Source organism: Rossellomorea sp. GAMAL-10_SWC, assembly GCF_049568075.1.
GTDB lineage: Bacteria > Bacillota > Bacilli > Bacillales > Bacillaceae_G > Gottfriedia.
On sequence record NZ_CP144911.1, the window covers coordinates 829639 to 855187 of the forward strand.

At 32.1% G+C, this 25549-nt stretch carries 24 protein-coding genes and 1 pseudogene; 18 read left to right on the top strand and 7 right to left on the bottom strand.

The features are described from left to right. Nucleotides 1-166 precede the first annotated feature (166 nt). Genes V5E38_RS03940 through V5E38_RS03955 form a run of 4 tightly spaced genes read left to right on the top strand, consistent with a single transcriptional unit; the run spans nt 167 to nt 2851 of the window. Nucleotides 167-715 (top strand): RNA polymerase sigma factor, encoded by a 549-nt coding sequence (locus tag V5E38_RS03940; protein WP_499212306.1) that lies wholly within the window; start codon nt 167-169, stop codon nt 713-715. Next, nucleotides 712-1173 carry a hypothetical protein gene (locus V5E38_RS03945; protein WP_499212307.1) on the top strand — a complete coding sequence of 154 codons (462 nt, stop codon included), beginning with the start codon at nt 712-714 and terminating at the stop codon, nt 1171-1173. Before V5E38_RS03940 ends, V5E38_RS03945 begins: the two co-directional genes overlap by 4 nt. Nucleotides 1174-1187: 14 nt before the next feature. Then, on the top strand, nt 1188-1643 hold the full coding sequence (locus V5E38_RS03950) for a hypothetical protein (RefSeq protein WP_499212308.1): 456 nt from the start codon (nt 1188-1190) through the stop codon (nt 1641-1643). After that, nucleotides 1640-2851, top strand: a complete 1212-nt coding sequence (locus V5E38_RS03955) for a DUF4097 family beta strand repeat-containing protein (protein ID WP_499212309.1) — start codon at nt 1640-1642, stop codon at nt 2849-2851. The genes V5E38_RS03950 and V5E38_RS03955 overlap by 4 nt, the downstream gene beginning before the upstream one ends. 135 nt (nt 2852-2986) lie before the next feature. Here V5E38_RS03955 and V5E38_RS03960 read toward each other — a convergent pair whose 3' ends face one another. From V5E38_RS03960 to V5E38_RS03970, 3 genes are all read right to left on the bottom strand, one after another. Further along, nucleotides 2987-3652, bottom strand: a complete 666-nt coding sequence (locus tag V5E38_RS03960; RefSeq protein WP_499212310.1) for a YwrJ family protein — start codon at nt 3650-3652, stop codon at nt 2987-2989. 31 nt (nt 3653-3683) lie between these two features. Then, on the bottom strand, nt 3684-5042 hold the full coding sequence (locus V5E38_RS03965) for an arsenic transporter (protein WP_499212311.1): 1359 nt from the start codon (nt 5040-5042) through the stop codon (nt 3684-3686). A 246-nt stretch (nt 5043-5288) separates the two neighbouring features. After that, nucleotides 5289-5618, bottom strand: a complete 330-nt coding sequence (locus tag V5E38_RS03970; RefSeq protein ID WP_499212312.1) for a DUF1904 family protein — start codon at nt 5616-5618, stop codon at nt 5289-5291. A 149-nt stretch (nt 5619-5767) separates the two neighbouring features. Between V5E38_RS03970 and V5E38_RS03975 the strand changes: the two genes are divergently transcribed. The 6 genes from V5E38_RS03975 (at nt 5768) to katG (ending at nt 13493) form a co-directional block, all read left to right on the top strand. Then, nucleotides 5768-6457: an alpha/beta fold hydrolase gene (locus V5E38_RS03975; protein ID WP_499212313.1), complete on the top strand. Its 690-nt coding sequence runs from the start codon at nt 5768-5770 to the stop codon at nt 6455-6457. 677 nt (nt 6458-7134) lie between these two features. After that, on the top strand, nt 7135-8034 hold the full coding sequence (gene qoxA, locus V5E38_RS03980) for a cytochrome aa3 quinol oxidase subunit II (protein WP_097975828.1): 900 nt from the start codon (nt 7135-7137) through the stop codon (nt 8032-8034). Continuing rightward, nucleotides 8034-9998, top strand: coding sequence for a cytochrome aa3 quinol oxidase subunit I (gene qoxB / locus V5E38_RS03985; RefSeq protein ID WP_097975826.1), 1965 nt, complete (start codon nt 8034-8036; stop codon nt 9996-9998). The genes qoxA and qoxB overlap by 1 nt, the downstream gene beginning before the upstream one ends. Beyond that, the gene (locus V5E38_RS03990) at nt 9976-10566 is read left to right on the top strand and encodes a cytochrome c oxidase subunit 3 (protein ID WP_025672298.1); all 591 of its coding nucleotides are present in this window, start codon (nt 9976-9978) and stop codon (nt 10564-10566) included. Before qoxB ends, V5E38_RS03990 begins: the two co-directional genes overlap by 23 nt. Continuing rightward, on the top strand, nt 10563-10844 hold the full coding sequence (gene qoxD, locus V5E38_RS03995; RefSeq protein ID WP_335479136.1) for a cytochrome aa3 quinol oxidase subunit IV: 282 nt from the start codon (nt 10563-10565) through the stop codon (nt 10842-10844). Before V5E38_RS03990 ends, qoxD begins: the two co-directional genes overlap by 4 nt. Before the next feature lie 465 nt (nt 10845-11309). Then, entirely contained in the window at nt 11310-13493 is a 2184-nt protein-coding gene (katG, locus tag V5E38_RS04000) for a catalase/peroxidase (protein WP_499212314.1), read from the top strand. 314 nt (nt 13494-13807) lie between these two features. Here the strand turns inward: katG and V5E38_RS04005 are convergent, their stop codons facing one another. Continuing rightward, the gene (locus V5E38_RS04005; protein ID WP_499212315.1) at nt 13808-15019 is read right to left on the bottom strand and encodes an MFS transporter; all 1212 of its coding nucleotides are present in this window, start codon (nt 15017-15019) and stop codon (nt 13808-13810) included. Between the two features lie 193 nt (nt 15020-15212). Here V5E38_RS04005 and V5E38_RS04010 point away from each other — a divergent pair, with 193 nt between their 5' ends. Both V5E38_RS04010 and V5E38_RS04015 read left to right on the top strand, forming a co-directional pair. Beyond that, complete coding sequence (locus V5E38_RS04010; RefSeq protein WP_499212316.1) at nt 15213-15884, top strand: DNA alkylation repair protein; 672 nt, start codon at nt 15213-15215, stop codon at nt 15882-15884. A gap of 210 nt (nt 15885-16094) precedes the next feature. Beyond that, nucleotides 16095-17300, top strand: coding sequence for a D-alanyl-D-alanine carboxypeptidase family protein (locus V5E38_RS04015; protein ID WP_499212317.1), 1206 nt, complete (start codon nt 16095-16097; stop codon nt 17298-17300). A gap of 44 nt (nt 17301-17344) precedes the next feature. On the opposite strand, the gene V5E38_RS04020 is transcribed toward V5E38_RS04015, so the two are convergent. Both V5E38_RS04020 and V5E38_RS04025 read right to left on the bottom strand, forming a co-directional pair. Beyond that, nucleotides 17345-18355, bottom strand: coding sequence for an inorganic phosphate transporter (locus V5E38_RS04020; protein ID WP_097975817.1), 1011 nt, complete (start codon nt 18353-18355; stop codon nt 17345-17347). Nucleotides 18356-18366: 11 nt separating this feature from the next. Further along, nucleotides 18367-18987: a DUF47 domain-containing protein gene (locus tag V5E38_RS04025; RefSeq protein WP_097975815.1), complete on the bottom strand. Its 621-nt coding sequence runs from the start codon at nt 18985-18987 to the stop codon at nt 18367-18369. Between the two features lie 329 nt (nt 18988-19316). Between V5E38_RS04025 and V5E38_RS04030 the strand changes: the two genes are divergently transcribed. The 5 genes from V5E38_RS04030 (at nt 19317) to V5E38_RS04050 (ending at nt 24617) form a co-directional block, all read left to right on the top strand. Beyond that, nucleotides 19317-20705: an aldehyde dehydrogenase gene (locus tag V5E38_RS04030; RefSeq protein ID WP_499212318.1), complete on the top strand. Its 1389-nt coding sequence runs from the start codon at nt 19317-19319 to the stop codon at nt 20703-20705. Between the two features lie 116 nt (nt 20706-20821). Beyond that, nucleotides 20822-21796 (top strand): ABC transporter ATP-binding protein, encoded by a 975-nt coding sequence (locus tag V5E38_RS04035; RefSeq protein WP_499212319.1) that lies wholly within the window; start codon nt 20822-20824, stop codon nt 21794-21796. After that, complete coding sequence (locus V5E38_RS04040; protein ID WP_499212320.1) at nt 21793-22644, top strand: ABC transporter permease; 852 nt, start codon at nt 21793-21795, stop codon at nt 22642-22644. The genes V5E38_RS04035 and V5E38_RS04040 overlap by 4 nt, the downstream gene beginning before the upstream one ends. Next, nucleotides 22645-23451 carry an ABC transporter permease gene (locus V5E38_RS04045; RefSeq protein ID WP_499212321.1) on the top strand — a complete coding sequence of 269 codons (807 nt, stop codon included), beginning with the start codon at nt 22645-22647 and terminating at the stop codon, nt 23449-23451. 119 nt (nt 23452-23570) lie between these two features. Then, nucleotides 23571-24617, top strand: a complete 1047-nt coding sequence (locus V5E38_RS04050) for a polyamine ABC transporter substrate-binding protein (protein ID WP_499212322.1) — start codon at nt 23571-23573, stop codon at nt 24615-24617. A 41-nt stretch (nt 24618-24658) separates the two neighbouring features. Here V5E38_RS04050 and V5E38_RS04055 read toward each other — a convergent pair whose 3' ends face one another. Next, the gene (locus V5E38_RS04055; protein WP_097975809.1) at nt 24659-25084 is read right to left on the bottom strand and encodes a MarR family winged helix-turn-helix transcriptional regulator; all 426 of its coding nucleotides are present in this window, start codon (nt 25082-25084) and stop codon (nt 24659-24661) included. Nucleotides 25085-25284: 200 nt separating this feature from the next. Between V5E38_RS04055 and V5E38_RS04060 the strand changes: the two are divergent. Then, nucleotides 25285-25483, top strand: a pseudogene (locus tag V5E38_RS04060) (YodN-related protein); the annotation flags it as partial. Nucleotides 25484-25549 lie beyond the last annotated feature (66 nt).

Consider the following 25549-nt stretch of genomic DNA (forward strand, 5'->3'; position numbering starts at 1 on the left):
TTACAAGCTTTTTTTGTTGTTTATTAATTAAATAAGAGTATTACCCACAAACTATTTTCTAACTATATCGATGGTTTGAAAAAAATTATAAAAAAACTTATTTTTTTTGCAGGGTTTTTAAATTTGTCTTCGTCTAAAGTTATGGAAGTGGAAAAGAGGTGATGCAATGGAGTCGGATGAACAATTAGTAAGGAATATAGTAAAGGGGAATCATCAACTATTTAAGGAATTAATAGTAAGATACCAATCAAAAGTATTTGCAGTAGCATTGAAAGTTTCAAATAATCAAAAGGATGCTGAAGATATTTCGCAAGAAGTCTTTCTCCAATTGTATCGTTCTCTCGAAACCTTTAACGGGGAATCTAGTTTGGCCACATGGATTTATCGAATTACAATGAATAAAGCAATTGATTTTAAAAGAAAACAAGTAAAACAACAGGAAAATGAAACTAGTGATTTACTCTCTACTTTACCAGAGGAGAATTTATTATCACCTGAAGAAGCTTTAATAAAAACGATTGATAAAGAACTTATTCATTCATATTTAATAGAATTGCCACAGGCATATAGCGATGTATTGAAATTATATTATTTTGAAGAACTTACCTATGGGGAAATAGCTTTGAAATTAAATGTAGCCGTTAAAACTGTAGAATCACGTTTGTATCGAGCCAAACGATTAATTAAAGACAAGCATAAAGGAGGGATCATTTGAAACATTTAACTTCTGACCAACTATTATCGTATCAACAAAAGAAGCTTTCAAATAAAGAATCTCTTTTGCTTGAACAGCACTTAAATGAATGTATCTCATGTCAGGCGGAACTTGAACTTTTAAATGAATTAGACATGGAATGGATGAATCCACCTGATTTTAATTTTTCAGATGAGCTAGTAAACGAAATAATGAAACAAACTGAATCAATACAGATTACGGAAAAAACGAATGAAAAGAAATCTAAAACGAATTCAAAAAAAGTTCGCTTAATCCATTTAGTATTGGCTGCTGCAGCAACACTTTTATTCTTCCAATTTCAATTAACTGAACGGATTACCAATTCGAATCGTCACGTTGTACAAACGATTGATCAGACTTCTTCGTTAATTGAAAAAAGTGAAGAAATTAAATTATCAATTCCAATTCCAAAAATTTTGAAAGGAAATAAAAAATAATGGAGGTACAAACTTTGAAAAAACGTAAAAAATTAGTTTATTTATTAGCAATCCTACCTGGTCTTGGCCATTTTTATTTAGGATTAATGAGTCGAGGATTGCAGTTTATGCTGTTATTTTTCGGTACAGTATTTTTAACACATTTAATGTCAAGCTTTGGATTTTTTATACCAGTCATCGTATTTTATAGCTACTTTGATGCGCTTCAATATCATAGTAAATATCGTGAATACATTGAATTAGTAGATGAGCCAGTCCTAAATCATCAATTTAAATTTAATAAGTATTTAATTGGTTGGGTATTAATTGGTTTTGGTTGCTTATCATTACTAGAGAACGCTTCTGATTATATTTCTAGACATTACAATATCTTTATTGACTATAATTTAGTACAAAATTTACTAATCAGTATTGTTTTCGTTGGACTTGGTATTAAATTATTAACTGGAAAGACGAAAAAAGAAGTATGAGGAATTGGAAGGTTGGCACTATAACAGCGGGAATTATATTAATCGCAATTGGTTTGCTATGGTTTCTACAAAATTTTATTTCAATTCCTTATTCGAAGCTTCTAATTAATGCATGGCCAGTTTCTTGTATTTTATTAGGAATTGAAATATTACTATTCAATATAGTAAGAAAAGAAGACACACTTCGTTTTCATGGTTTTAGTATTTTTTTTCTTATATTAATGATGGGTGTTTCGTTACTATTTAGTATTGGTCACCTGTTTATCAAAGAACTAGGTTATACATTCAAATCAAAAAATATTGAAATAAATGATTCGAAAACGATAACTTCATCAATTAATGAAGTTATTATTAAAGCTAATAATAGTGAGATTAGTGTAAATGGAACTGATTCTAGTGCGGTAAACGTAAATGGTAATATAAGAGTTTCAGATCGTAATAAAAAAGACAGTGAAAAAGTATCTGATTATTATTCAGTAAAAACACTTGGTGATAAAATGATTATCGAGATTCGTAATGATGACTATCAGATTTTCCACTTTGATCATGACAAATCCCAACTAAATATTGATTTACCTAAAAGTATTTTAACTTATATTAACGTAAAAAATGGCTCTGTAAATTTAACTAATAAGGAAAATAAAACAGTAATAAATTCAAATGACGGTCAAATCAATATTGAGAATGTAACTGGAAACTTAGTTGCAAAAACTAGAAATGGTTCAATCAGCTTAACGAATGCAAATTTAAATAGTGATAGTGAAATTGCAACGAATGATGGTGAAATTACAATCAAAAATATTTCTGGAAATTTAAATTCCACTACAAGAGATGGTAGCATTTCGATTGAACATGCAAACATAGACGGAACAAGTGAAATAACGACTTATGATGGTGAAATTAACTTAAGTGATTATAAAGGAAAAATTAACGCAAAAACAAATAATGGTGCAATTAATGTTGAGGAAGCATTATTAAATGGTAATAGTAAAATTTTTTCTGATGATGGTGAAATTCAAATCGACCTACTAAAGGATAACAATCTCACAATCAATGCGGAAACAAATGATGGTAGTTTTAGTGGTAATATTGGATGGGAAATGAAAAATAAAGATGAAAATCATACAAATAAGGCGATGGTTGGAAATGGTGAAAATCAACTTAATGTTAAAACGAGAAATGGTTCTATATACGTAAATAAAGATTAGAAGATTAAGAGCCCCAAGCATAGCATGGGGCTTTTTTTACTTAAAACTCATTATATTTTTAAGGTAAAGCAATGAATCCCTGCTTTTTCAAAAAAAAAACCTTTAAATACATTTTGTATCAAAGGTTGTATCCAGCTAAGGTAAGTGTACAGATTTTATATGTCCCAGTTTTAGATAAACATTTTGTCCACTCGCAACGGAAAGTTCAATTTGATTATTATCTACTTTATTTAAAAGCCCAATCTTCATTGGATCTGTTCCACCATCAAAAATAATAAGTTTTCCAATTTCTTTTCTAAGCTGAATTTCTAAAGACCTGTGTAAAGGAATAGTAGGTGGATGTACTGCTAGTGTCTCATTTGTTAAATTATATGGCACCACTCTATGGTTATATGGTGTGATCCATTTTAAATGTGATAATGAAATATACATTGTATGAAATACAGGTGAGTAAAATACAAGATAATCATTTAATACGTTCATAATATAACCATGAAAAGTTATATTACCAGTTACATAGATTTCTGAAAATATTCCTTTAGCATTTAGTAAAATTTTACGATATGAAATTGTCTCCATTTCCTGTGTAATGGATGGTTCATTAGGGTTATTTATTTTTTCTTTTAAATCATTATTTTGATATACCATATGGATATGCATCCAAGGGATATAATAATATTTTATGCCGTTAAAAAGCACTAAAATATCTTGTCCTAAATCAGTAAGAATTCCTTCGAATATGACATCTCCAGATAATCTTACTGAGACTTGTTCACCAAGCAATGTAGATACATCACTCATGTAGATCTCCTCCTAGAGGTAAAAGTATTGATTAGTGTGCGAATACTAATTGTACCCAGTAGTATAATAGAAACAATGTAACGATTGTTGTTAATGGGATAACAATTATTGTGACGCCTAAATAATCTTTCCATTTTACTTTAATTTTGTTTTCTTTTAAAATGTGCATCCAAATTAATGATGCAAGTGTACCAATTGGTAATAATAATGAACCCATGTCACTTCCGATGATATTAGCAAGATAAATCGTTTTTAAAGTGATTGGGTCAAGACCCATTTCAGTTAGCGTAATTGTTCCAATCATAAGCGCAGGGTGATTATTAAATAAATTTGATAAAACAGTTACTAAACCGCCCATAATAAAGCTTGCTTGGAATAATCCTTGATTAACGATTGGTTCACATTCTTTTACTAAAAACTCTGTTAACCCAGCATTATGCAACCCATAGATAATTACGTACATTGAAAATGCAAAAATTAATATTTGCCAAGGTGTCTTTTTTAAGATATCTGTAGGGGTTGTTCTTAAGTGGTACCATCTCCAAATTAATAAGACTAATGAGCCAAGTACCGCAACTAATTCAATCGGTATTGATAAATAAGATGCAACGAATAATAAACATCTCATTAAAAATACGAAAGCAAGAACTTTTAACATAAATTTTGTACGTTTCTTTTTTGTTTCAACAGAAATTTTTGTTTTTAACGGATGGAAGTTTTTAATAAAGAACGATTCTTCAATATCATCTGTTGAAATTGGTAGTGTCTCAGGTAATTTATTTTTTAGAACGACATACATTAGCGCAGACATAAACATTAACCCTAATGTTGCTGGTACGAACATCATCGCTGTATGCATATATAGAGTCATATGCACAATCTTTAAAGCGATTAAATTAACAATATTACTTACTCCGATCGGCGCACTAGAAGCTGTCGCAATTAGCGCTCCTGATAATAAATATGGAATTTTTTGGTGTGGTTTTAGACGAAGATTTTTTAATAGAAGGATTAAGATTGGAGTTGTAATAAGAATACTGCCATCATTGTTAAAAAGTAATGTCATTAAAAAGCATAGTAGTTGGATATACCAATATAACCGATAACCCGAACCTTTTGCCAATGTAACTAATCGAGCTGCTGACCAATGAAAGAACCCGAAGCTTTCTAAAATAACAGCCATAACAATTGTTGCAATAATTGTAATTGAGGCTCCACCGATTTTCGTAATAATATCATATAAATCGTGTCGAGTAACAATTCCAGTTACTAGAATGATTATAGCTCCAACTGAAGCAGGCCATGCTTCATGAATTCCTTTTGGTCTCCAGAATATGACAGCCATTGTCATAATGAAAACAAATGCTGTCATTGCAATTTCAAAATTCATTCTTATTCACCTTTCCCTAATCGGTAGTATTTTTTTGTGTCCTACTTGTCCGATTAATATACTAATATTCAATTTTACTAATCATGTACTTAGTCAGTTGACCATTTTTTTTAGTTTGTATATTTGTCCACATAGTTGAAATGTCCTGAAATGACATTGTCCTATACGTACACATGCCCCAGAAATATGGATTTTCCAAAAAAAAAGGTCAGCTGCTAAGCTGACCTAAATTATATCGAAATATCATTATGAAAATTTCTTCCCATTTATATAATAACAATCTTCTTGATATGTAATAAAAGCAATTTCAAATTCAGGAATAGTCAAAGTGTTAATATGTTTTTCGATTGTAGCCGCGAAACGATCTCTAGTTTCACCGCCACGTTCAAACCACCTTACTTCAATGAATGGAAAGCTTTCTCCAATTTCACCATTAAAAATTGAAGTTGAATGGATACAATCAATTGTAAAATTATCAGTTCCACATTCACAAACCACTGCGAGTTCTTCGATTAAAGACTTACTAATTATGCAAATATCATCAGTTGAAATCCCTTTAATTAATAATTGAGGCATAAATGTCCCACCTTTTTTCTCCCATTATAACTTAAAAATTAAATAAGTTTAATTTTTTCTAAATAGGGTTTTACTAAGTTTACATTGAATATATTTATTTGGCTTTGTGTAAAAAACAAAGATCAAAAAAATGTGAAAAGGTGAAATGGATGAAAACAATCGTTATCTGTCACGGAATGAGCTCAGGGGGCTGGGCATGGAAAGAGGTAAAAATAATATTAGAAAAAGAGGGTCATACAGTATATACACCTACAATGACTGGTTGTGGGGAAAGGTTTCATTTAGCGAATAAAGAAATAGATTTAAACACTGCAATAAATGACATTGTTAATGTGATTCATTATGAAAATTTATATAATATTGTTCTAATTGGTCATAGCTATGGTGGTGCAGTAGCTTCAGGTGTAGTTGATCGAATTCCAGAATTAATTGATGAAGTTATCTATTTAGATGCGATGTTATTAAATGATGGTGAGGCAGTTGTTCATTTGTTTCCAGATGAAATAGTAAATTTCCTTCAAGGTTTGATTGATACAAAAGGTGAGGGTTGGAAAGTTCCAGTAGTAGATGAAGATCGATATGATCATCGTCTAACTGATCATCCTCACAAGTGTTTTAAAACACCGCTTAACCTTAAAAATAAGGAGTTAGACAATATTAGAACTTCCTATATTAATTGTACAGAAAAAGAACAAAATCCATTATATTATGGAATTTTTCGATCTGTAGAGCGTGCAAAGGAAAGAGGGATGACAATACATAATTTGAAAGCTGGACATATACCTAATATTGAAAATCCAACTTTGATTGCACAGTTCTTAATGAACATATTATCTTGAACAATTGCTATTTAGATTATTTCTATGGATGAAAAAACCAATAATTGGTATTGATAATCATTTTCATTTATGGTAATCTAAGATTAATAAAAGAAGTTTAAGAAATAAGCCATTGTTTTTCTTAGTTCTTCGTTTGTATGCACATTAAAATGTGGAATGCGACCCTAGAACCCCCAAAAACCCTAAAGAAGAGAAGAACGCGCTAGGACAGTAGTTTTTCTCTTCACCAAATTAATAACCCTGTTTTTTGACGCAGATCATTCTGCGTTATTTTTTTTTTTTTTTTTTGTGAAAATACAGATTATTTCGTGAAATTCCATAAAAAATATTATACTAATTTACTAATGTGAAAGTTTCGAAATGTGAACTAAAAGTTAATCAAAAACTAATATTTGTCTAAAATGTGAACGTTGTGAAGAAGTGAGCAATCGTGTTAAACCATTGATATAAATAGCTTTTAAAGAAAAGACCATATTTTCAAATATGTCTAAAATGTGAACACTCTTTTTTTCCTTTCAAAATGGAAATTAATTGTTTGTTTTTTTAATTAAAGTATCTTACTATAACTGTGGACATTGTTTGTCATTTTGGTGACAATTTATAAAAATACTTATCTAAGAAATAATTCAAAAAAACTATTTTGAACTTTTACTTACGTTATAGGAAGGAAGAGCGAAATGAAAAAATTTCTAATGGGCATGATGATCATGCTGGTTGCATTAGTAATGGGTGCTTGTGATAAGATTGCAGTTCTTAATCCAAAGGGTCCTGTTGCTAAAACGCAAGCGGATACGATTATCTTCTCGATGTTGATGATGTTAGGAGTTTTACTAGTAGTTTACATTCTTTATATTGTTATTCTATATAAATATCGTGCTAGTAAACTTCCAAAAGATTACGAACCGCCTCATGAAGAGGGAAGTAAAACACTTGAAATTATTTGGACTGTCATCCCAATCATTATTGTTGCGGTTTTATCAGTAGTAACTGTTAAAACAACAAATGCGGTTGAGAGTGTACCAAAAGGTCATGAAAATGATAAACCACTTGTTATTTATGCAAGTTCTTCAAACTGGAAATGGCATTTCTCTTATCCTGAACAAGGAATTGAAACTGTTAACTATGTAAATATTCCAACGAATAGAAATGTAGAATTCAGACTTTATTCATTCGGTCCTATTACAAGTTTTTGGATTCCACAATTAGGTGGACAAAAATATGCAATGAGTGACATGGTAACTAAATTAAATTTTGTTGCTTCCAATGAAGGTTCTTATATTGGTAAGAACAGTAACTTCAATGGTAAAGGCTTTGCTGGAATGGAATTTGAAGTACTAGCAATGAATAATAAGGATTTTAACGGCTGGGTAAAGGACGTTAAAGAAACAGCTCCTGCTTTAACAGAAACAGAGTTTAATAAATTACTAAAAATTGAGCATTTAGGTAGAAAGACATATACTTCGACTCATTTAGGATTTAGACCAGCTCCAGAAGGAAAAAATGCAGGACATCAACATGGTTCTATGAAGGATTCATCTGATCACCATGACATGGATAATATGGAGGGGATGAAATAATGGGTTTTAAATGGGATCACTTTTTTGTAACAGGTGAACCAATGATTTATGGCGCAATGGTGAGTATCGTTGTTGTATCACTTGCTATTGTAATTGGTTTAACCAAATTTAAAAAATGGGGTTATTTATGGAAAGAATGGTTAACAACAGTTGACCATAAACGTATCGGTGTAATGTATATTCTGTGTGCATTATTAATGCTATTCCGTGGTGGAGTAGACGCATTACTAATGAGAGCACAGTTAGCAGGACCAGATTTAAAAATATTAGATGCACAACATTATAATGAAATTTTTACAACTCACGGCTTAATTATGATTCTGTTCATGGCGATGCCTTTCATTATTGGATTAATGAATATCGTTATTCCTTTACAAATCGGAGCTCGTGACGTAGCTTTCCCTTACTTAAATGCAGTAAGTTTCTGGTTATTCTTTGCAGGTGCAATGCTTTTAAACTTAAGCTTTGTTATCGGTGGATCACCTGATGCTGGTTGGACAGCTTATTTCCCACTAGCTAGTAAGGAATTCAGCCCAGGCGTTGGGAATAACTATTACGCTATTTCGCTTCAAATCGCTGGTCTCGGTACCTTAATGACTGGTATTAACTTTATCGTAACAATTTTAAAAATGCGTGCTCCAGGCTTGAAATTAATGAAATTGCCTATGTTTACTTGGAGTATTTTAATTACAAACGTTATTATCGTATTCGCATTCCCAGTATTAACTGTAGCTTTAGCATTAATGATGTTTGATCGTGAGTTTGGTACTCAATTCTTTACGATGGCACATGGTAATGATATGCTTTGGGCGAACTTATTCTGGATTTGGGGACATCCTGAAGTTTACATCGTTATTCTTCCAGCATTCGGTATATACAGTGAAATTATAGCTACTTTCTCAAGAAAGAATTTATACGGATATAAGAGCATGGTTGTTAGTATGATCGCCATTTCTGCTCTAAGTTTCCTTGTGTGGGTTCACCATTTCTATACGATGGGTCAAGGTTCTGTTGTAAATGGCTTCTTTAGTATTACAACAATGGCAATTAGTATACCAACCGGTGTTAAAATCTTTAACTGGTTGTTTACATTAAGAAAAGGTAAGATCGAATTTACCGTTCCAATGCTGTACTCACTAGCATTTATTCCAATCTTTACAATCGGTGGGGTTACAGGTGTAATGCTAGCTATGGCAAGTGCTGACTACCAATATCATAATACGATGTTCTTAGTTGCTCACTTCCATTATGTATTAATTCCAGGTACTGTTTTTGCGGTAATCGCAGGATTCTACTATTGGTTCCCTAAAGTATTTGGTTTCAAATTAGATGAAAAAATTGGTAAGATTACGTTCTGGACAATTATCGTTAGCTTTAACGTAACATTCTTCCCATTATTCTTATTAGGATTAAAAGGTATGACTCGTCGTACTTATACTTATAGTGCAGAGTCAGGTTTCGGTCCATTAAATATGATTGCTACAATTGGAGCTGTAGGGTTAGCAATCGGATTCTGTTTACTTGTTTACAATATTTATTACAGTGTACGTTACGCACCAAGAGAAACAACTGGTGATCCATGGAATGCAAGAACATTAGAGTGGGCTACAAGCAGTCCAATTGCTCCTTATAATTTCGCAGTTATTCCAAAAGTTGATTCTTTAGATCCATTCTGGAAAGCTAAAAAAGAAGGTAAATCATTACTTGAAGGTGAGATTACAGATATTCATATGCCAAGTAATAGTGGTATACCATTCATTTTAGGGGCAGCATTTATGGCATTTGGTTTCTTCTTAATATTTGAATGGTGGGTTCCAATGATTGTATTTGCAGTTCCTATCGCACTTTGCTTAATTGCACGTTCTTTCCAACGCGATCATGGCTTCCATATTCATAAAGAAGAAATTATTGAAACAGAGAAAAAATTACGAGGTGATCACTATGAGCAGCAGGCCTCTGTATAGTCTAGGTGAAGAAAGTTCTAATAAGATTCTAGGCTTCTGGATATTTTTAGGAGCTGAGATTGCTTTATTCGGAACATTGTTCGCAGTTTACTTCACTTTAGCAAATAACACTGGTTCAGCACCTACTCAAAAAGAATTATTTGAGATGAAAGGTGTAATGATAGAAACATTTGCCCTATTAACAAGTAGTTTTACGATTGGTTTAGTCGTAAACGCAATAAAATTAAATCACAAAAAAGCTTTTATAAGCTTCCTTGTATTAACACTAGCTTTAGGCGCAGTCTTCCTAGGAGTAGAGATTACAGAGTTCTTTACTTATGTTCATGAAGGCGCAACAATCCAAAGTAGTGGAGCATTATCAGCATTATTCGTATTATTAGGTACTCACGGTGCCCACGTATCATTCGGTATGTTATGGGGTATTGCAATCTTAATTCAAGTTTCTCGTGAGGGAATTACAGAAACTACAGCAAACAAAACATTTATTTATTCATTATACTGGCACTTCTTAGACGTAGTATGGATCTTTATCTTTAGTTTTGTTTACGTGAAAGGACTGATTGGATGAGCGCATTATTCCCTAAGCATCAAGTGGTTGGCTTCATCCAATCACTTGTTCTAACAATCATAGCTTTAAGTGTTTATTATTTACATTTACCGTTTAATGTATCATTTATTATTTTAATTGTAACTGCATTATTACAAGGCGGTCTTCAGTTAATTGTTTTCATGCATATGAATGAAAATGAAAATAAAGGAGTATTATATATCAATTTAGGTTACGCAGTATTTATTGCAGTAGCAATTGTTTTCGGTACTCTTTGGACATTAATTTGGGGTATGTAATAGTTAAAAGCTCTTCGACATTCGAAGAGCTTTTTTCGTTTTTTTTAAAGGTAGATATTGATTTACTTACCTGCAAATCATTTAATTAAGAAAAATAAAAAAGGTGTAAATCAATTAGATAGCAGGTCGATTTGTATTAAATGTAGAAGTAAGTAATTGAAAATATTTGAAGTTATACTTATGAACGTTTACATAAAAACAATGAGGGGTAATGTTTGAAATGAGATTGAATTAGTTGTTGTCACTATTCGAACTATAGTTTGGCAAAGTATTGCGCTAAAAAAGTTAATGTCATCAATTGTTCACATTGTTCTGAATAAAATCATATTTGCGATAGTTATTTCTATTATTATATGTAATAGTTTAATATAATGATTGCATAATAATTAATCATATCTTGTTTGAAAAGTAATACAAGATACATAATTATTTGGGTATTTATTTACTTTTAAGGAGGAAAAAAGTATGGAAATGAATGACAATTCTAACATTGCAAAGTGCCCGTTTAATCATGGTAGCACTACTACTCCGAAATCAGCTGGTACAGTAAATAAAGACTGGTGGCCAAACCAGTTAAATTTGAACATTCTACATCAGAATGACAGAAAATCTAACCCTATGGATGAAGAATTTAATTATGCAGAAGCATTTAAAAAGTTAGACTATCAAGCGCTTAAACAGGATCTTCACAATCTAATGACAAACAGTCAAGATTGGTGGCCGGCTGATTATGGACATTATGGTCCATTCTTTATACGTATGGCTTGGCACTCAGCAGGTACATATCGTACAGGGGATGGCCGTGGTGGTGGAGGAACTGGTACACAACGTTTTGCTCCACTAAATAGTTGGCCTGATAATGGAAATCTAGATAAAGCCCGTCGTCTGCTATGGCCGATTAAGCAAAAGTATGGTAATAAAATTTCTTGGGCTGATTTATTTATACTTACAGGTAATGTTGCTATTGAATCAATGGGCGGTAAAACATTTGGTTTTGGAGGAGGACGTGAAGACGTTTGGCATCCAGAAGAAGACGTCTACTGGGGTAATGAAACGGAATGGCTAGGGGATAAGCGTTACACTGGTGATCGTGACCTTGAGAATCCATTGGCTGCAGTTCAAATGGGTCTTATCTATGTTAACCCAGAAGGACCAAATGGTAATCCAGATCCTGTAGCAAGTGGTCGTGACATACGCGAAACCTTTGCTCGTATGGGAATGAATGATGAAGAAACAGTTGCACTAATCGCTGGAGGACATACCTTTGGTAAAGCTCACGGCGCAGGAGATGCTGCTCATGTTGGTCCAGAACCAGAAGCAGCTCCGGTTCATTCCCAAGGATTAGGCTGGCTAAGCACACATGGCACTGGTAAAGGTCGTGACACAATTACTAGTGGTATTGAAGGTGCGTGGACTTCGAACCCAACAAAATGGGACAATGGTTACTTTGACTTATTGTTTAAATATCAATGGTGGCTTACTAAGAGTCCAGCAGGTGCGTTTCAGTGGCTTGCTGTAAATCCTGAAGAAAATGATCTTGCTCCAGATGCAGAAGATCCAACTGTTCGTGTTCCTACCATGATGACTACTGCTGATATGGCATTGCGTTTTGATCCAGAATACGAAAAGATATCTCGTCGTTTCCATGAAAATCCAGAAGATTTTGCTGATGCATTTGCACGTGCGTGGTTTAAACTAACGCACAGAGATATGGGGCCTCGTTCAAGATATATTGGTCCAGAAGTCCCTGAAGAAGTTCTAATTTGGCAAGATCCTATACCTGCCTCAGAATATGAAATAACTGATGCAGAAGTTGAAAAAATTAAATTAATGATCCTAGATACAGAACTTACTATTAGCGAGTTAGTAAATACTGCTTGGGCTTCAGCAAGTACTTTCCGTGGCTCAGATATGCGCGGCGGTGCTAATGGAGCTCGAATTCGACTAAATCCACAGAAGGATTGGGAAGTAAATCAGCCTGACCAACTTGCAAAGGTACTGAATGTATTAGAGAGCGTACAAAACCATCTGCACAAGAAAGTCAGCATGGCCGATTTGATTGTACTTGGTGGTAGTGCCGCAGTAGAAAAAGCTGCACAAGATGCAGGTTTTGATGTAAAAGTTCCTTTTACTCCAGGACGTGGCGATGCGATACAAAAGCAAACAGATATAGAAAGCTTTGCAGTGCTAGAGCCTATAGCTGATGGTTTCCGTAACTATCAAAAGAAACAGTATAGTGTAAATTCAGCAGAGCTATTAGTAGATAAGGCACAATTGTTAGGCCTAACTGCCCCAGAAATGACTGCACTTATAGGCGGTATGCGCGTACTCGGTACAAATTATAATGGCACACAACACGGAGTATTTACTGATCGAGTTGGTACACTTACTAATGACTTCTTTGTAAACTTGCTAGACATGGGAATTGCGTGGACACCTGTAGACGGAGACGTATTTGAAGGCCGTGATCGCAAGTCCGGTTCGAAAGTACGTACAGCAACTAGTGTTGACCTAGTGTTTGGTTCAAATTCAGTGCTACGTGCAATAGTAGAAGTGTATGCACAAGATGATAACAAAGAGAAGTTTGTGCGTGACTTTATAGCTGCATGGGTTAAGGTCATGAATGCAGATCGCTTCGACCTTAGATGAAGAAAGATACAATAGAAGTTAAATAATATGAGGTAAATAAAATCCTTCCTGATTAAAAAGGGGATTTTTCTCGTAATGCATAGCAGATTTAATGGAGCAATCCCAAGTTAAGTCGAGAGTATCCATAGTGGTGGCATTGGACCTAAATGAAATAAAATGTAAATGTTGTATAAAAAAAGAATGAAATTATTACTTGTTTATCATTCTGAAAACTTAAGTTTTTGTATATTGTCTACAAACAAAAGGCCGTCATATTGACAGCCTTTTTGTGTTGTAAATTTAATTTAATAGAGCTTTTTGAAAATACATTCTACTTATGCTGATTTTTTTCGATCATTTGGCAGCATAAAAGCTACTAAACCTAATAGCGGTAGGAAGCTACATAAATTCATTACGAAATTAAGGCTAGTTGCATCGGCAATTACACCTAACAATACTGCTCCTAAAGCACCCATTCCAAATGCTAAACCAACTATTAATCCACTTACTAAACCAACTTTTCCAGGAACGAGTTCTTGAGCGTAAACAACAATTACACTAAAGGAACTTGAACTAATGATCCCAATTAAAAACAATATTGGTATAACCGCTAGCAAAGAGATATGAGGTAATAATAAGGCTAATGGAAACGTACCAACTAATGAGAATAAAATCATATTCCTTTTTCCGAAACGATCAGCTAGCGTTCCACCTATGAAAGTACCAATTACGCCTGCAATCATAAAGATAAATAAATATAACTGTGTGCTTTTAATCGATAAACCATAACTTTTAATTAAGTAAAACTGATAATAATTACCGATGCCTGCTGAGTACCAGGAACGTGCAAATGTAATAAATACTAGCAGTATAATAGCAAATTTTACAGCTGATGTAATTTTGATAGGTTCACCTGAAGGCTGGCCTTTACTTTTTAATTTAAACGGATTTTCTTTCAGTTTATTTCGATACCATGTGGATACGTAAATTAATACACAAATTCCTATAGCAGCTAAGATTGTAAACCATGCAGCACCTTTTTGTCCTAGTGGTACGAAAATTAGCGCCGTAAAGATTGGTGCAAGTGAGTTCCCTGTATTTCCGCCTACCTGGTAGATAGCTTGTGAGAGTCCTCTTTTTGATCCAGACGCTAAAAAGGCTACTTTTGAGCCTTCTGGGTGGAAGATGGCAGAACCTATACCAATTAATAGAACCGATAATAATACAATAAATAAATTAGGTGCAAATGCTAAGCAAAGCATTCCTAATAAACTGGATGCCATTCCAATTGGTAGGAGAAATGGTGAAGGCTTTCGATCGGAAAATATCCCAAAAACGGGTTGCATTACAGAGGAAGTCATATTTAGCGCAAAGGCTATGAATCCAATTTCTGTATAAGTTAAATTCATTGTCTTTTCTAAAATTGGAAATATGGCTGGTACAACTGCTTGCATAGAATCATTTAATAAATGGCCTAAACTGATTGCAAATAAAATTTGATACATTGTTGACTGATTAATAACCTTTGTATTAACTGCTGGTTGCATAATATCCTCCTTTCTTATTGACTTATCTATCATAAACCAATCTTCGGAAAATTTACACAATTTTGCTTTATACACTTTTCATTAAACTTTATGCTCATTTATAATAGAAGAAAAGATTTAAATTGCATTTAATAAATTGCTATGCTGAGTAAATTTTTACAGATGATATTTAATAATCAGTAGGGAGTGTAGAATGGACAACTATTCAACAGAGTTAATGAGATTTTTTAAAGAACATATAAATAATAAAAATCGGCCAGCAATGGAAGCTTATATGAAAAATAGATTTACATTTTTAGGAATTAAAGCACCAGAACGAAATGCACTGTTTAGACAGTTTCGAATGAGTAATGGTGAACCACCAAATTTAGAATCAATCATCGATATTTGGAGCTTAGAAGAAAGAGAATTTCAATATATTGCATTAACATGTTTAGATCGCCAGTATAAAAAAGCAGAGCTCGGACGGATTAAATTATATGAACAACTAGTAGTCGAAAAGTCTTGGTGGGATACCGTTGATACGCTTGCTGGACGATTAATTAGTTATCATTTTTTAATCTATCCAGAACTGATTGATGAGTACGCTAATAGGTGGATTTCTTCCGATAATATGTGGCTGAATAGAGTAGCGTTATTATTTCAAATGAAGTTTAAGGAGAAAACGGATCAGGAACGTTTATTTCATTATTGTCGTCTACTCAAAGAAAGCAAAGAATTTTTCATTCAAAAAGCAATAGGTTGGGCATTGAGAGAGTATTCGTATATCAATCCTAAAGAGGTTGAATTATTTATTAAACAAACTAATTTATCACCTTTAAGCAAAAGGGAGGGATTAAAATATATTGATAAATTAAAGGATTAGATATGTCGATTTTCCGGGAAATAACCGATATATTCGTGAACAATACTACTAATTTAAGTAAGTTGAGACATTTGTATGAAAAGGTTATAATAGGTGCATTATTGTTTTTTCAAACCACGCCTTTTATACCTAGTCGTGTTATTTAAATTTGAGTTATGTAACCTGTACGAAATAACTAAATGAAAAAAGTTCAAAGGAGATTTAGTGTTCATGAAATCTACTTTTAATAATATTATGAAATTATGTCTTAGTATAAGCTTAATTAGTAGCCTCTTTATTCAAAAAACTGTACACGCAGATGAAATAAACCTATTTAGTGATAAAGCAATTTCAATATTGGCTGATAGTGGGGAAGTTATTTATAGTAAGAACGCAAATAAAGTTGATTTCCCAGCTAGCACAACTAAAATAATGACCGCAATGGTTATGATGGATCATTTAAAAGAGAATGATAAAATTCATATGACAAAAAGAAGTATCCAAGAAGAAAAAAGTAATTCCCAAATTCTTTTTACTGAAGGAGAGGTTTTGGATCGAAATACAGCATTAAAAACAATGATGATATTAAGTGCCAATGATTTAGCATATGCTATTGGTGAGCGAGTTGGTGGAAATATGGACAACTTTGTAAAAATGATGAATGAAAAAGCTAAAAAGATTGGCGCAAATCATACAAATTTCATGAATCCAAATGGTCTTCACAATGTAAATCATTATACAACCGCACATGATTTAGCTTTAATTACAAAAGAAGCTTTAAAATACCCATTAATTATTAAAGCAATGGGGACAAAGGATGCACGTATTAGTACATCTAAGCAAAAGAACGTATATATTTTTAATCGTGGAAAAATGTTTAAAAATCCTTACTTTTATGCAGGGAAAACTGGATATACTGATTCTGCTAGAAATACTTTAATTGAAATAGATAAAAAAGACGGGCAAATGATTATTAATATTTTATTGCGATCATCAAAACCGCAATATCTACAAGATATTAAGTTATTAGATTCCTATGCATTTTCAAGAATCCATAAAAAAACGCTTATAAAACAAGGTGATTGGCAGAGAGAATTAAAAATTAGAAATAATCTAATTCAAACAAAAATACCAAACGATTTATCCTTTTTGACTGCACTAGGCTCGAATGTAAATTACGATATTAAAATAAAACCTTTAAATGCAATAGCTAAGTCATACAAGGAAAATGGAATTTCTAAAAATCAAAAACTTGGTACAGTTGAAGTATGGACGAATAACGAAGAACTTATCAGTACTGCGTTATTAGCTGCTAAATCATATGACCGACCGACCATCCTTTCTATGAATACATTTATTATTGCAGGCTCGGTAATTTTACTGTTGGTGTTAATTTATTTTATTACAAAGCCAAAAAGAAAAAGAGAATATATGTAAATTAAAAAGGCGAATCGTAATTTTTACGTTTCGCCTTTTTTTCATTAAAGTAAGATTAGTTTTAAAATTTGATAGAAAATTGCAGCCACTGTTGCTGAAATTGGAATTGTAATAATCCATGTTATTACCATACGTTTTGCAGTACCCCAGTTTACATCTTTAACACGTTGAGCAGAACCTACCCCCATAATAGAAGAAGAAATTACGTGAGTTGTACTTACTGGTAAATGTAAAGCAGTAAATGTGAAAATAATAGCTGCTGATGATAAGTCTGCTGCTGCACCATTAATCGGGCGGATTTTCATGATTTTTCCACCAACAGTTTTAATAATTTTCCATCCACCAACTGATGTACCAATTGCCATTGCCATAGCACAACCGATACGTACCCATAAAGGAACATCTGCACCTGCTGGTTCAATTTTAGCGGCAATTAAAGCGATCATGATAATTCCCATTGCTTTTTGTGCATCATTTGTACCGTGAGTAAATGACTGTAACGAAGCAGTGAAAATTTGGACTAATCTAAAGCCTTTATTAGTTTTAGATAGGTTAGAACGACGGAAAATAGCTGCTAAAATTGTCATAACAATAAAACCAAGCGTAATTGCAATAACAGGAGAAATTAATAAAGCTTCGATAATTTTAATAAAACCGTCTGCCTCTAAAACGTCAATTCCTTTTGCAGAGACAGCTGCACCAGCTATTGCACCAATGATTGCATGAGAAGAACTACTTGGGATTCCAAAATACCAAGTTAATAAGTTCCAAAATATACCGCCTAATAAAGCTGCAATAACAACAACTAGTCCATTTGAACCTTCAATCGTAATCGGATCAACGATACCAGTTGTAATCGTTTTTGCAACACCTGTAAATGTAATCGCACCAATGAAATTCATTATTGCGGCTAATAAAATAGCTGTACGTGGTTTCAATGCTTTTGTTGAAACTGACGTTGCAATTGCATTTGCAGTATCATGGAATCCATTAATAAAATCAAACAAAAATGCAAAAATCACGATTAAAATCGTAAGTAAAAATAAATGCTCCATTTTATGACTCCTTACGCATTTCGCATGATAATTTGCTCAAGTGTGTTTGCTACATCCTGCGCACTATCAGCTACAGATTCTAGATTTTCGTAGATTTCTTTATACTGAATAATTTTAATTGGATCTTTTTCATTCATAAACAATTGTTTAATTGATGTACGTAATAGTTCATCACACTGAGACTCGTAATCCTTAATTTTAATTGCATGAACACGGATTTCTAATAATTTTTTATTTGAAAGTAATTTAACTGCAAGTAAAATTTCTTCAACAGCTTTTTGAAGAATATCAACGAATTTAACCATATATTCATCAGCAGAAGTGATTGAATACATTTCAAATCGTGCTGAACAATGTTCAAATCCATCTAAAACATCATCCATTTTCATTGCAAGTTGTAAAATATCTTCTCTCTCAATTGGAGTAATAAAAGTTTTGTTTAATTCAACGATTAAAGAGTGAATAAACTTATCACCTTTTGTTTCATATTCTTTCATTTCTTCTTGAAACTTCTTTAAGTCGCTTGCATTTTTTATTTTAAAATCAACGTAATACTTTGATGATACGTGCAAGTTCTCAGCAATACCTAAAAGCTTTTCAAAGAATACATCCTTTTTTTGTCCAAAAAACATTATGATTCCTCCAACTAAAACATATAATTTATTATCACCTTCACATTTGTCAGTTAATTTTAAAATGTCAGAAACTATGTAAAAATGTCGAAAAAAGTAAAGGCCACGTTAATAATAATAATTGGTTTTTGAAATTAATCAATTAAAAACGTTTAATTAATTTACAAATTTACAATATCTTTACAATCTCTTAACAAAGTTAATATTTCGATTCCTACACTAGTTATTATTAATAATAGTATTCACAGAAATATTGACTTTATGTGAGATTTTAAATTAGCATTAGCTTATATGTTTAAACTATTGGACTTAAAAAGGATGTGATAATTTTGGAAAGTACATATAAAGCATCTGAAATAACACAATTAGTAACTAGGCAAAAAGCATTTTTTCAGACTGGTTCAACTAAAACTTCAAATTTTAGAATTGAACAATTAGAAAAATTATATAAATCAATAGTAGAGAACGAGGAAGAAATAAAAATTGCCTTAAAAAAGGATTTAAATAAGTCAGATTTTGAAGCCTATATGACTGAAATTGGATTTACATTAAAAGAAATATCGGAAGCAATCAAACATATTAAAAGATGGATGAAGCCTAAAAAAGTAAAAACTCCGATAACGCATATCGGTACAAAAGGATATATATACAGAGAACCGTATGGAGTAACATTAATTATTTCGCCTTGGAATTATCCTTTTCAATTAACGATGGCTCCATTGATTGGTGCAATAATTGGTGGAAATACTGCTATTATTAAACCATCAGAATTAACGCCTAATACATCAATCATTATTAATAAAATTATTAATGAGAATTTTGATAAAGAATATATTGCGGTAGTTGATGGTGGAATCGAAGAAAGCACGATATTATTACAACAAAAGTTTGATTTCATCTTTTTTACTGGCAGTGTTCAAGTTGGAAAAATTGTGATGGAAGCAGCAAGTAAAAATTTAACGCCATTAATACTTGAATTAGGTGGGAAAAGCCCAACAATTGTACACAACGATTCGAAAATCCAACTTGCTGCGAAAAGAATTGTTTGGGGAAAATTTACAAATGCAGGACAGACTTGTATTGCTCCAGATTATATTTATATCCACAAATCAGTAAAAAAGGATTTTATTGATGCATTAAAGAATGAAATTGTTCAGTTTTATAGTGATAAGCCTTTGTTAAATAATGATTATACAAAGATCATCAGTAATCGCCATTTTAACCGCTTAGTTGGATTTTTGAATAATGGTGAAATCCTACATGGTGGGGAATTTGATCAATCAACTCATAAAATCGAACCAACTTTAATTTCTGATTTATCTTGGGATTCCCCAATTATGTCTGAAGAAATATTCGGTCCAATTTTACCAATTCTTACCTATGAAAATATAGATGAAGTAATCAATGAAATTAATCAACACCCTAAGCCATTAGCACTATACGTCTTTACAGAAAGTAAACAGATCGCTAATAAAGTAATTGAGAGAGTTCCTTTTGGTGGTGGATGTGTAAACGATACGCTTTATCATATGGCGAATCCGAATTTACCTTTTGGTGGGGTAGGAGAAAGTGGTTCAGGAAATTATCATGGAGAGTACAGTTTTGCTGCTTTTACACATGATAAAAGTGTCCTTTTACAAACTACTAAAATTGACTTGAAAATTAGATATCATACAACAAAAAACGCTTTACGGTTTATTCGTAAATTGTTAAAATAAAGGTTAATTGTAACTTAGTTTCTTAGCTCCTTGACAAAAGGGGCTTTTTATATGTTGAAAATAATTTATACATTTTTACATAATTATAAAAATATTAATATAGATGGGACGCGAAAATGAAAAATATAATTGAAATTGAACAGGTCGAGAAAAATTTTAGTGAAAATAATGTGATTTCTCCACTTTCACTAGAAATTTATTCTGGAGAATTCTTAACAATCTTAGGACCAAGTGGTTGTGGGAAAACGACACTATTAAGAATGATTGCTGGTTTTGAAGAACCATCGTCAGGTGTGATCAAACTAAATGGGGAAGCAATTAATAGTTTACCTCCATATAAAAGGGATATGAACTTAGTATTCCAACACTATGCATTATTTCCTCATATGAATGTTGAAAGAAATATTCAATTTGGATTAAAAATGAAAGGTATTTCGTTAGAAGAGCAAAAGGTCCGTGCTGACGAAGCGATGAGATTAACCCAATTAACTGAATTTAGAAATCGTAAACCTAGTCAGTTATCAGGTGGACAACAGCAAAGGGTTGCAATCGCTCGTGCAATAGTGAACAATCCAAAAGTCTTATTATTAGATGAACCACTAGGAGCACTTGATTTTAAGCTTCGTAAAGATTTACAAAGGGAACTGAAAAATCTTCAACGCGAATTAGGAATTACTTTTATTTATGTAACCCATGATCAAGAAGAAGCGATGAGCATGAGTGATCGAATCGTCGTTATGAATAATGGGAAAATCGAACAAATCGGCACACCGAAAGAAATTTATCAAAATCCAGCAAGCAAATTTGTTGCTACATTTATTGGTGAAAATAATTTCTTTGATAAAGGTGTGAAAGAAATTGCAGTTAGACCAGAAAATATTAAAGTTTCTCATGCTACAAATGAGAATAATCCTTATTCAGGCATAATAAGAGATGTAGAATTTGTCGGGACTCTAAATAAAATCTTTATTGATTTACAAAAACATGAACAAACGATTATTGTGTATCAAATGCCAGATCAAACAAGTTTTAATCGAAATGATAAAGTTGAGATTAGTTGGAAGTCGGAAGATGAGGTGATTATGTATTGAGGAATGAAAAGTACATAATTGCACCTACGATTATCTGGCTATTAGTTTTTTTTCTAGTACCTTTATTATTAATTTTTGGTTTTGCATTTATGAAAAATGGAATGTACGGTGAAATTGAAAAAACATTTACACTAGAAAATATTATAAAAGTTTTTGACCCACTTTATTTAAAAGTTTTATGGACAACTTTTTGGATTGCTTTAGTTACTACAATAATTACTCTTTTGATTGGATATCCTTATGCATATACGGCTACAGTTGTAAATGAAAAATGGCAGAGGGTTTTACTATTATTAATCACAATCCCCTTTTGGATAAATTTCTTAGTGAGATCATATGCATTAATTGTTATCCTTCGTTCAAAAGGGATTATTAACACATTATTAATCCAGCTTGGGATTATTAAAGAACCTTTACAACTACTTTATAATACACCATCAGTCATAATGGGAATGGTCTATACATTACTACCATTTATGGTGTTACCGATCTTTGTTGCCATTGAGCAATTGGATAACCGAAAATTGGACGCTGCTAATGATTTAGGGGCTACTCCACTTCAAACCTTTATATATGTAACTCTTCCGTTAACGATGAAGGGGATTTTTGCAGGTAGTATTTTAGTTTTTGTTGCTTCATTTGGAATGTTTGTCGTTTCTGATGTAATGGGTGGATCAAAAGTTGCTTTAATCGGAAATGTGATTCAAAATCAATTCTTAGCAGCAAGAAACTGGCCATTTGGTTCCGCACTTTCAATATTCTTAGTCATTACTTCAATCGGTTTAATAGGACTTTACTATTTAGCGACAAAAAATATTGGTGCTGATAAAAGTAGAGGTGAAAAATAAATGAAAAAACCTATACTTATTGGATTTTCAACAATTATCTTGATTTGTTTATACTTACCAATCTTGATATTAATCCTATTTTCATTTAATAAATCAAAGATTAATGCACATTGGACTGGATTTACGTTTGATTGGTACATAAATTTATTTCATAACCCGCAAGTTATTGATGCCTTTATGAATAGTTTATTTATTGCCATTGTAACGACAATCCTTTCAACAATTCTTGGTACTATTTGTGCACTTGCCTTACATAAGCATAAATATAAATTTTCAAATCTTATAAGTGGGCTAGTTTACTTACCAATTGTCGTTCCAGATATTTTAATGGGACTTTCATTACTAATACTATTTACTAATTTCCATATTGAATTAGGTAGTATCACAATTATTATTGCCCATGTCACTTTTTGTATTTCATATGTCATTATTCTTTTAGCAGCACGACTTTCAGGAATGTCATCTGATTTAGAAGATGCTGCAAGTGATCTTGGTGCTACACCATGGCAGACATTTAGATTTGTAACTTTACCAGCGCTAATGCCTGGAATTATAGCTTCAGCACTTTTATGTTTTACATTAAGTATTGATGATTTTGTCATAAGCTTTTTTGTTTCAGGACCAAGTTCAACTACATTGCCAATTTATATTTATGGAATGGTTAAAAAAGGTGTAACTCCTGAAATAAATGCAATTTCGACGATTTTAATTGTTACAATTATTTTCTTAATGGTAATTTCTGAAGTTTATCGTACAAAAGGTATTAATAATCAAGAAGAATCAGAGAAAAAATCCTATATCGTTTAAAAGTGCTTCTAGTGACCTTTTTTCTAGTTCCACTTAAAAACGAATATTCTGGTTTTTAGAATTCAATTAAGACATACTGGTTTATGTGCCAAATTTTAAGGAGGTAGTCAGTAGGCATTATGAGTATATTTAGAAAAACTGCTACAATAATGGTTTCTTTAGGCTTAGTAAGTTTACTTTTATCTGCCTGTTCAGTTGGAAAAAAAGAATTAAATATTTATAGCTGGGCAGATAATTTTGACGAGAAGGTTTTAGAATCATTTGAAAAGAAATATGATGTTAAAATTAATTATCAAGTTTTTGCAAGTAATGAAGAGTTGTATGCAAAACTAAAAGCTGGTGGTTCGAATTATGATGTAATTCAGCCTTCAGATTATATGGTTAAACTAATGATTCATCAAAATATGTTGGCTAAATTGGATAAAAGTAAGATGCCAAATTTAAATAATATTTCACCAGAATATACAAATCAAGAGTTTGATCCAAAAGGTGACTATTCTGTTGTTTATACTGGGGGATTAACGGGGATTGCTTATAATCCAAAATATGTAAAAGAAGATATAAATAGCTGGGATGATTTATGGAACCCAAAATACAAAGGTCATGTAACTTTACTTGATGACAATAGAGAAGTATTTGGAATGGGATTAATTAAAAATGGTTATTCAAATAGCTCAACAAATGAAGACGAATTGCTAAAAGCTTATAACAATTTAAAAACATTAACACCTAATTTATTAGCATTCGACACAGATACGGTGAAACAAAAGTTTATTACAGAAGATGCATGGATTGGTCAAGTATGGTCCGGAGATGCTGCATATATTCAAAAAGAGCTTAAAGATATAAAATGGGTTGTACCAAAAGAAGGATCATCAAGATGGGCAGATACTTTAGCAATACCAAAAGATGCAAAACAAAAAGATCTAGCTGAAAAGTTTATTAATTATCTATATGACCCAAAAGTAAGTGCACAAAATTATGAGGCGATTGGTTATGCGGATCCAAATAGTAAATCAGGACCATATCATTCGGCGGAGTATAAACAAAATCCGTTTATTAATGTAACAAAAGAACAAACTGATGCAACCAACTGGATTAAGGACGTTGGGGACCAAACAGAATTATATGATAAGTATTGGACAGAATTAAAAACTGGCAAATAATATTCCAAACTAAAAAGGTTATCTCCTAAGAGATAACCTTTTTAGTTTGAGATTAATTTGTTTAATAAAAATCGAAATTGATCCCTTTCACTAGGTGAAAGATTTTCGAATAAATTTAGCCACAATTCCTGACGGAAATTGAAGTTTTCTTCAATTAAACGTTTTCCTTCATCAGTTAATTCAAGCCATGTAACTCTTCGATCACGGCTATCTCTTTTTCGAGAAATTAAATGATTATTAACCAATTTATTCACAGCTGTTGTAATAGAACCTGAAGATAGTCCAATTTGTCTTCCAAGTTCAGAAGCAGTAAGTTTTTGATTTTTATATATTAAATATAAAAGCAAATATTTTGGTGGAGTTAAGGAGTTTTTTACTTCCTCATCAGTTTTTTGCCAGTTTTTTCGAACTCGAATCATTAAACTTGTTAAATCATCTAGAAGAAGTTTGTCGTTTTCGGTTAACAAGGAAGAGCACACCTCCTAAATTATGATTTAAAGTTGTTAATAAAGTGGGTATTGTACGTATAGGTTACCAATGTTCTAAATCATTTTCAAGAATGTAGTGAATTTAGTCAAGATTTTTAAATTTGTCAAGTTTTGGCTGTATAGTATCTATAGTGTTTTGTAAATAGTATGATAAAAGACATTGGTAGGGGTGAAATTCAATGTTTAAGTATTTTAAGTTTAAAATAAATGATACTGTTCAATTTGTAAAGAACGATGGTCATTTCTATCGAGTGATCGGGTACAGGATCGAAAAAAGTATTTATTTAAATGATGAGTACAGTAGCATTATTTATGAACTCTTACGAGAATTTGATGGTCTTCAAGTAGACGCTGAAGAAGAAGAATTAGTAAGCGTATCGAACTTTGATGAATTCTACGGTTCAATGTTTGAAAAACTAGGTACATTTACAATTAAGTTTGCTA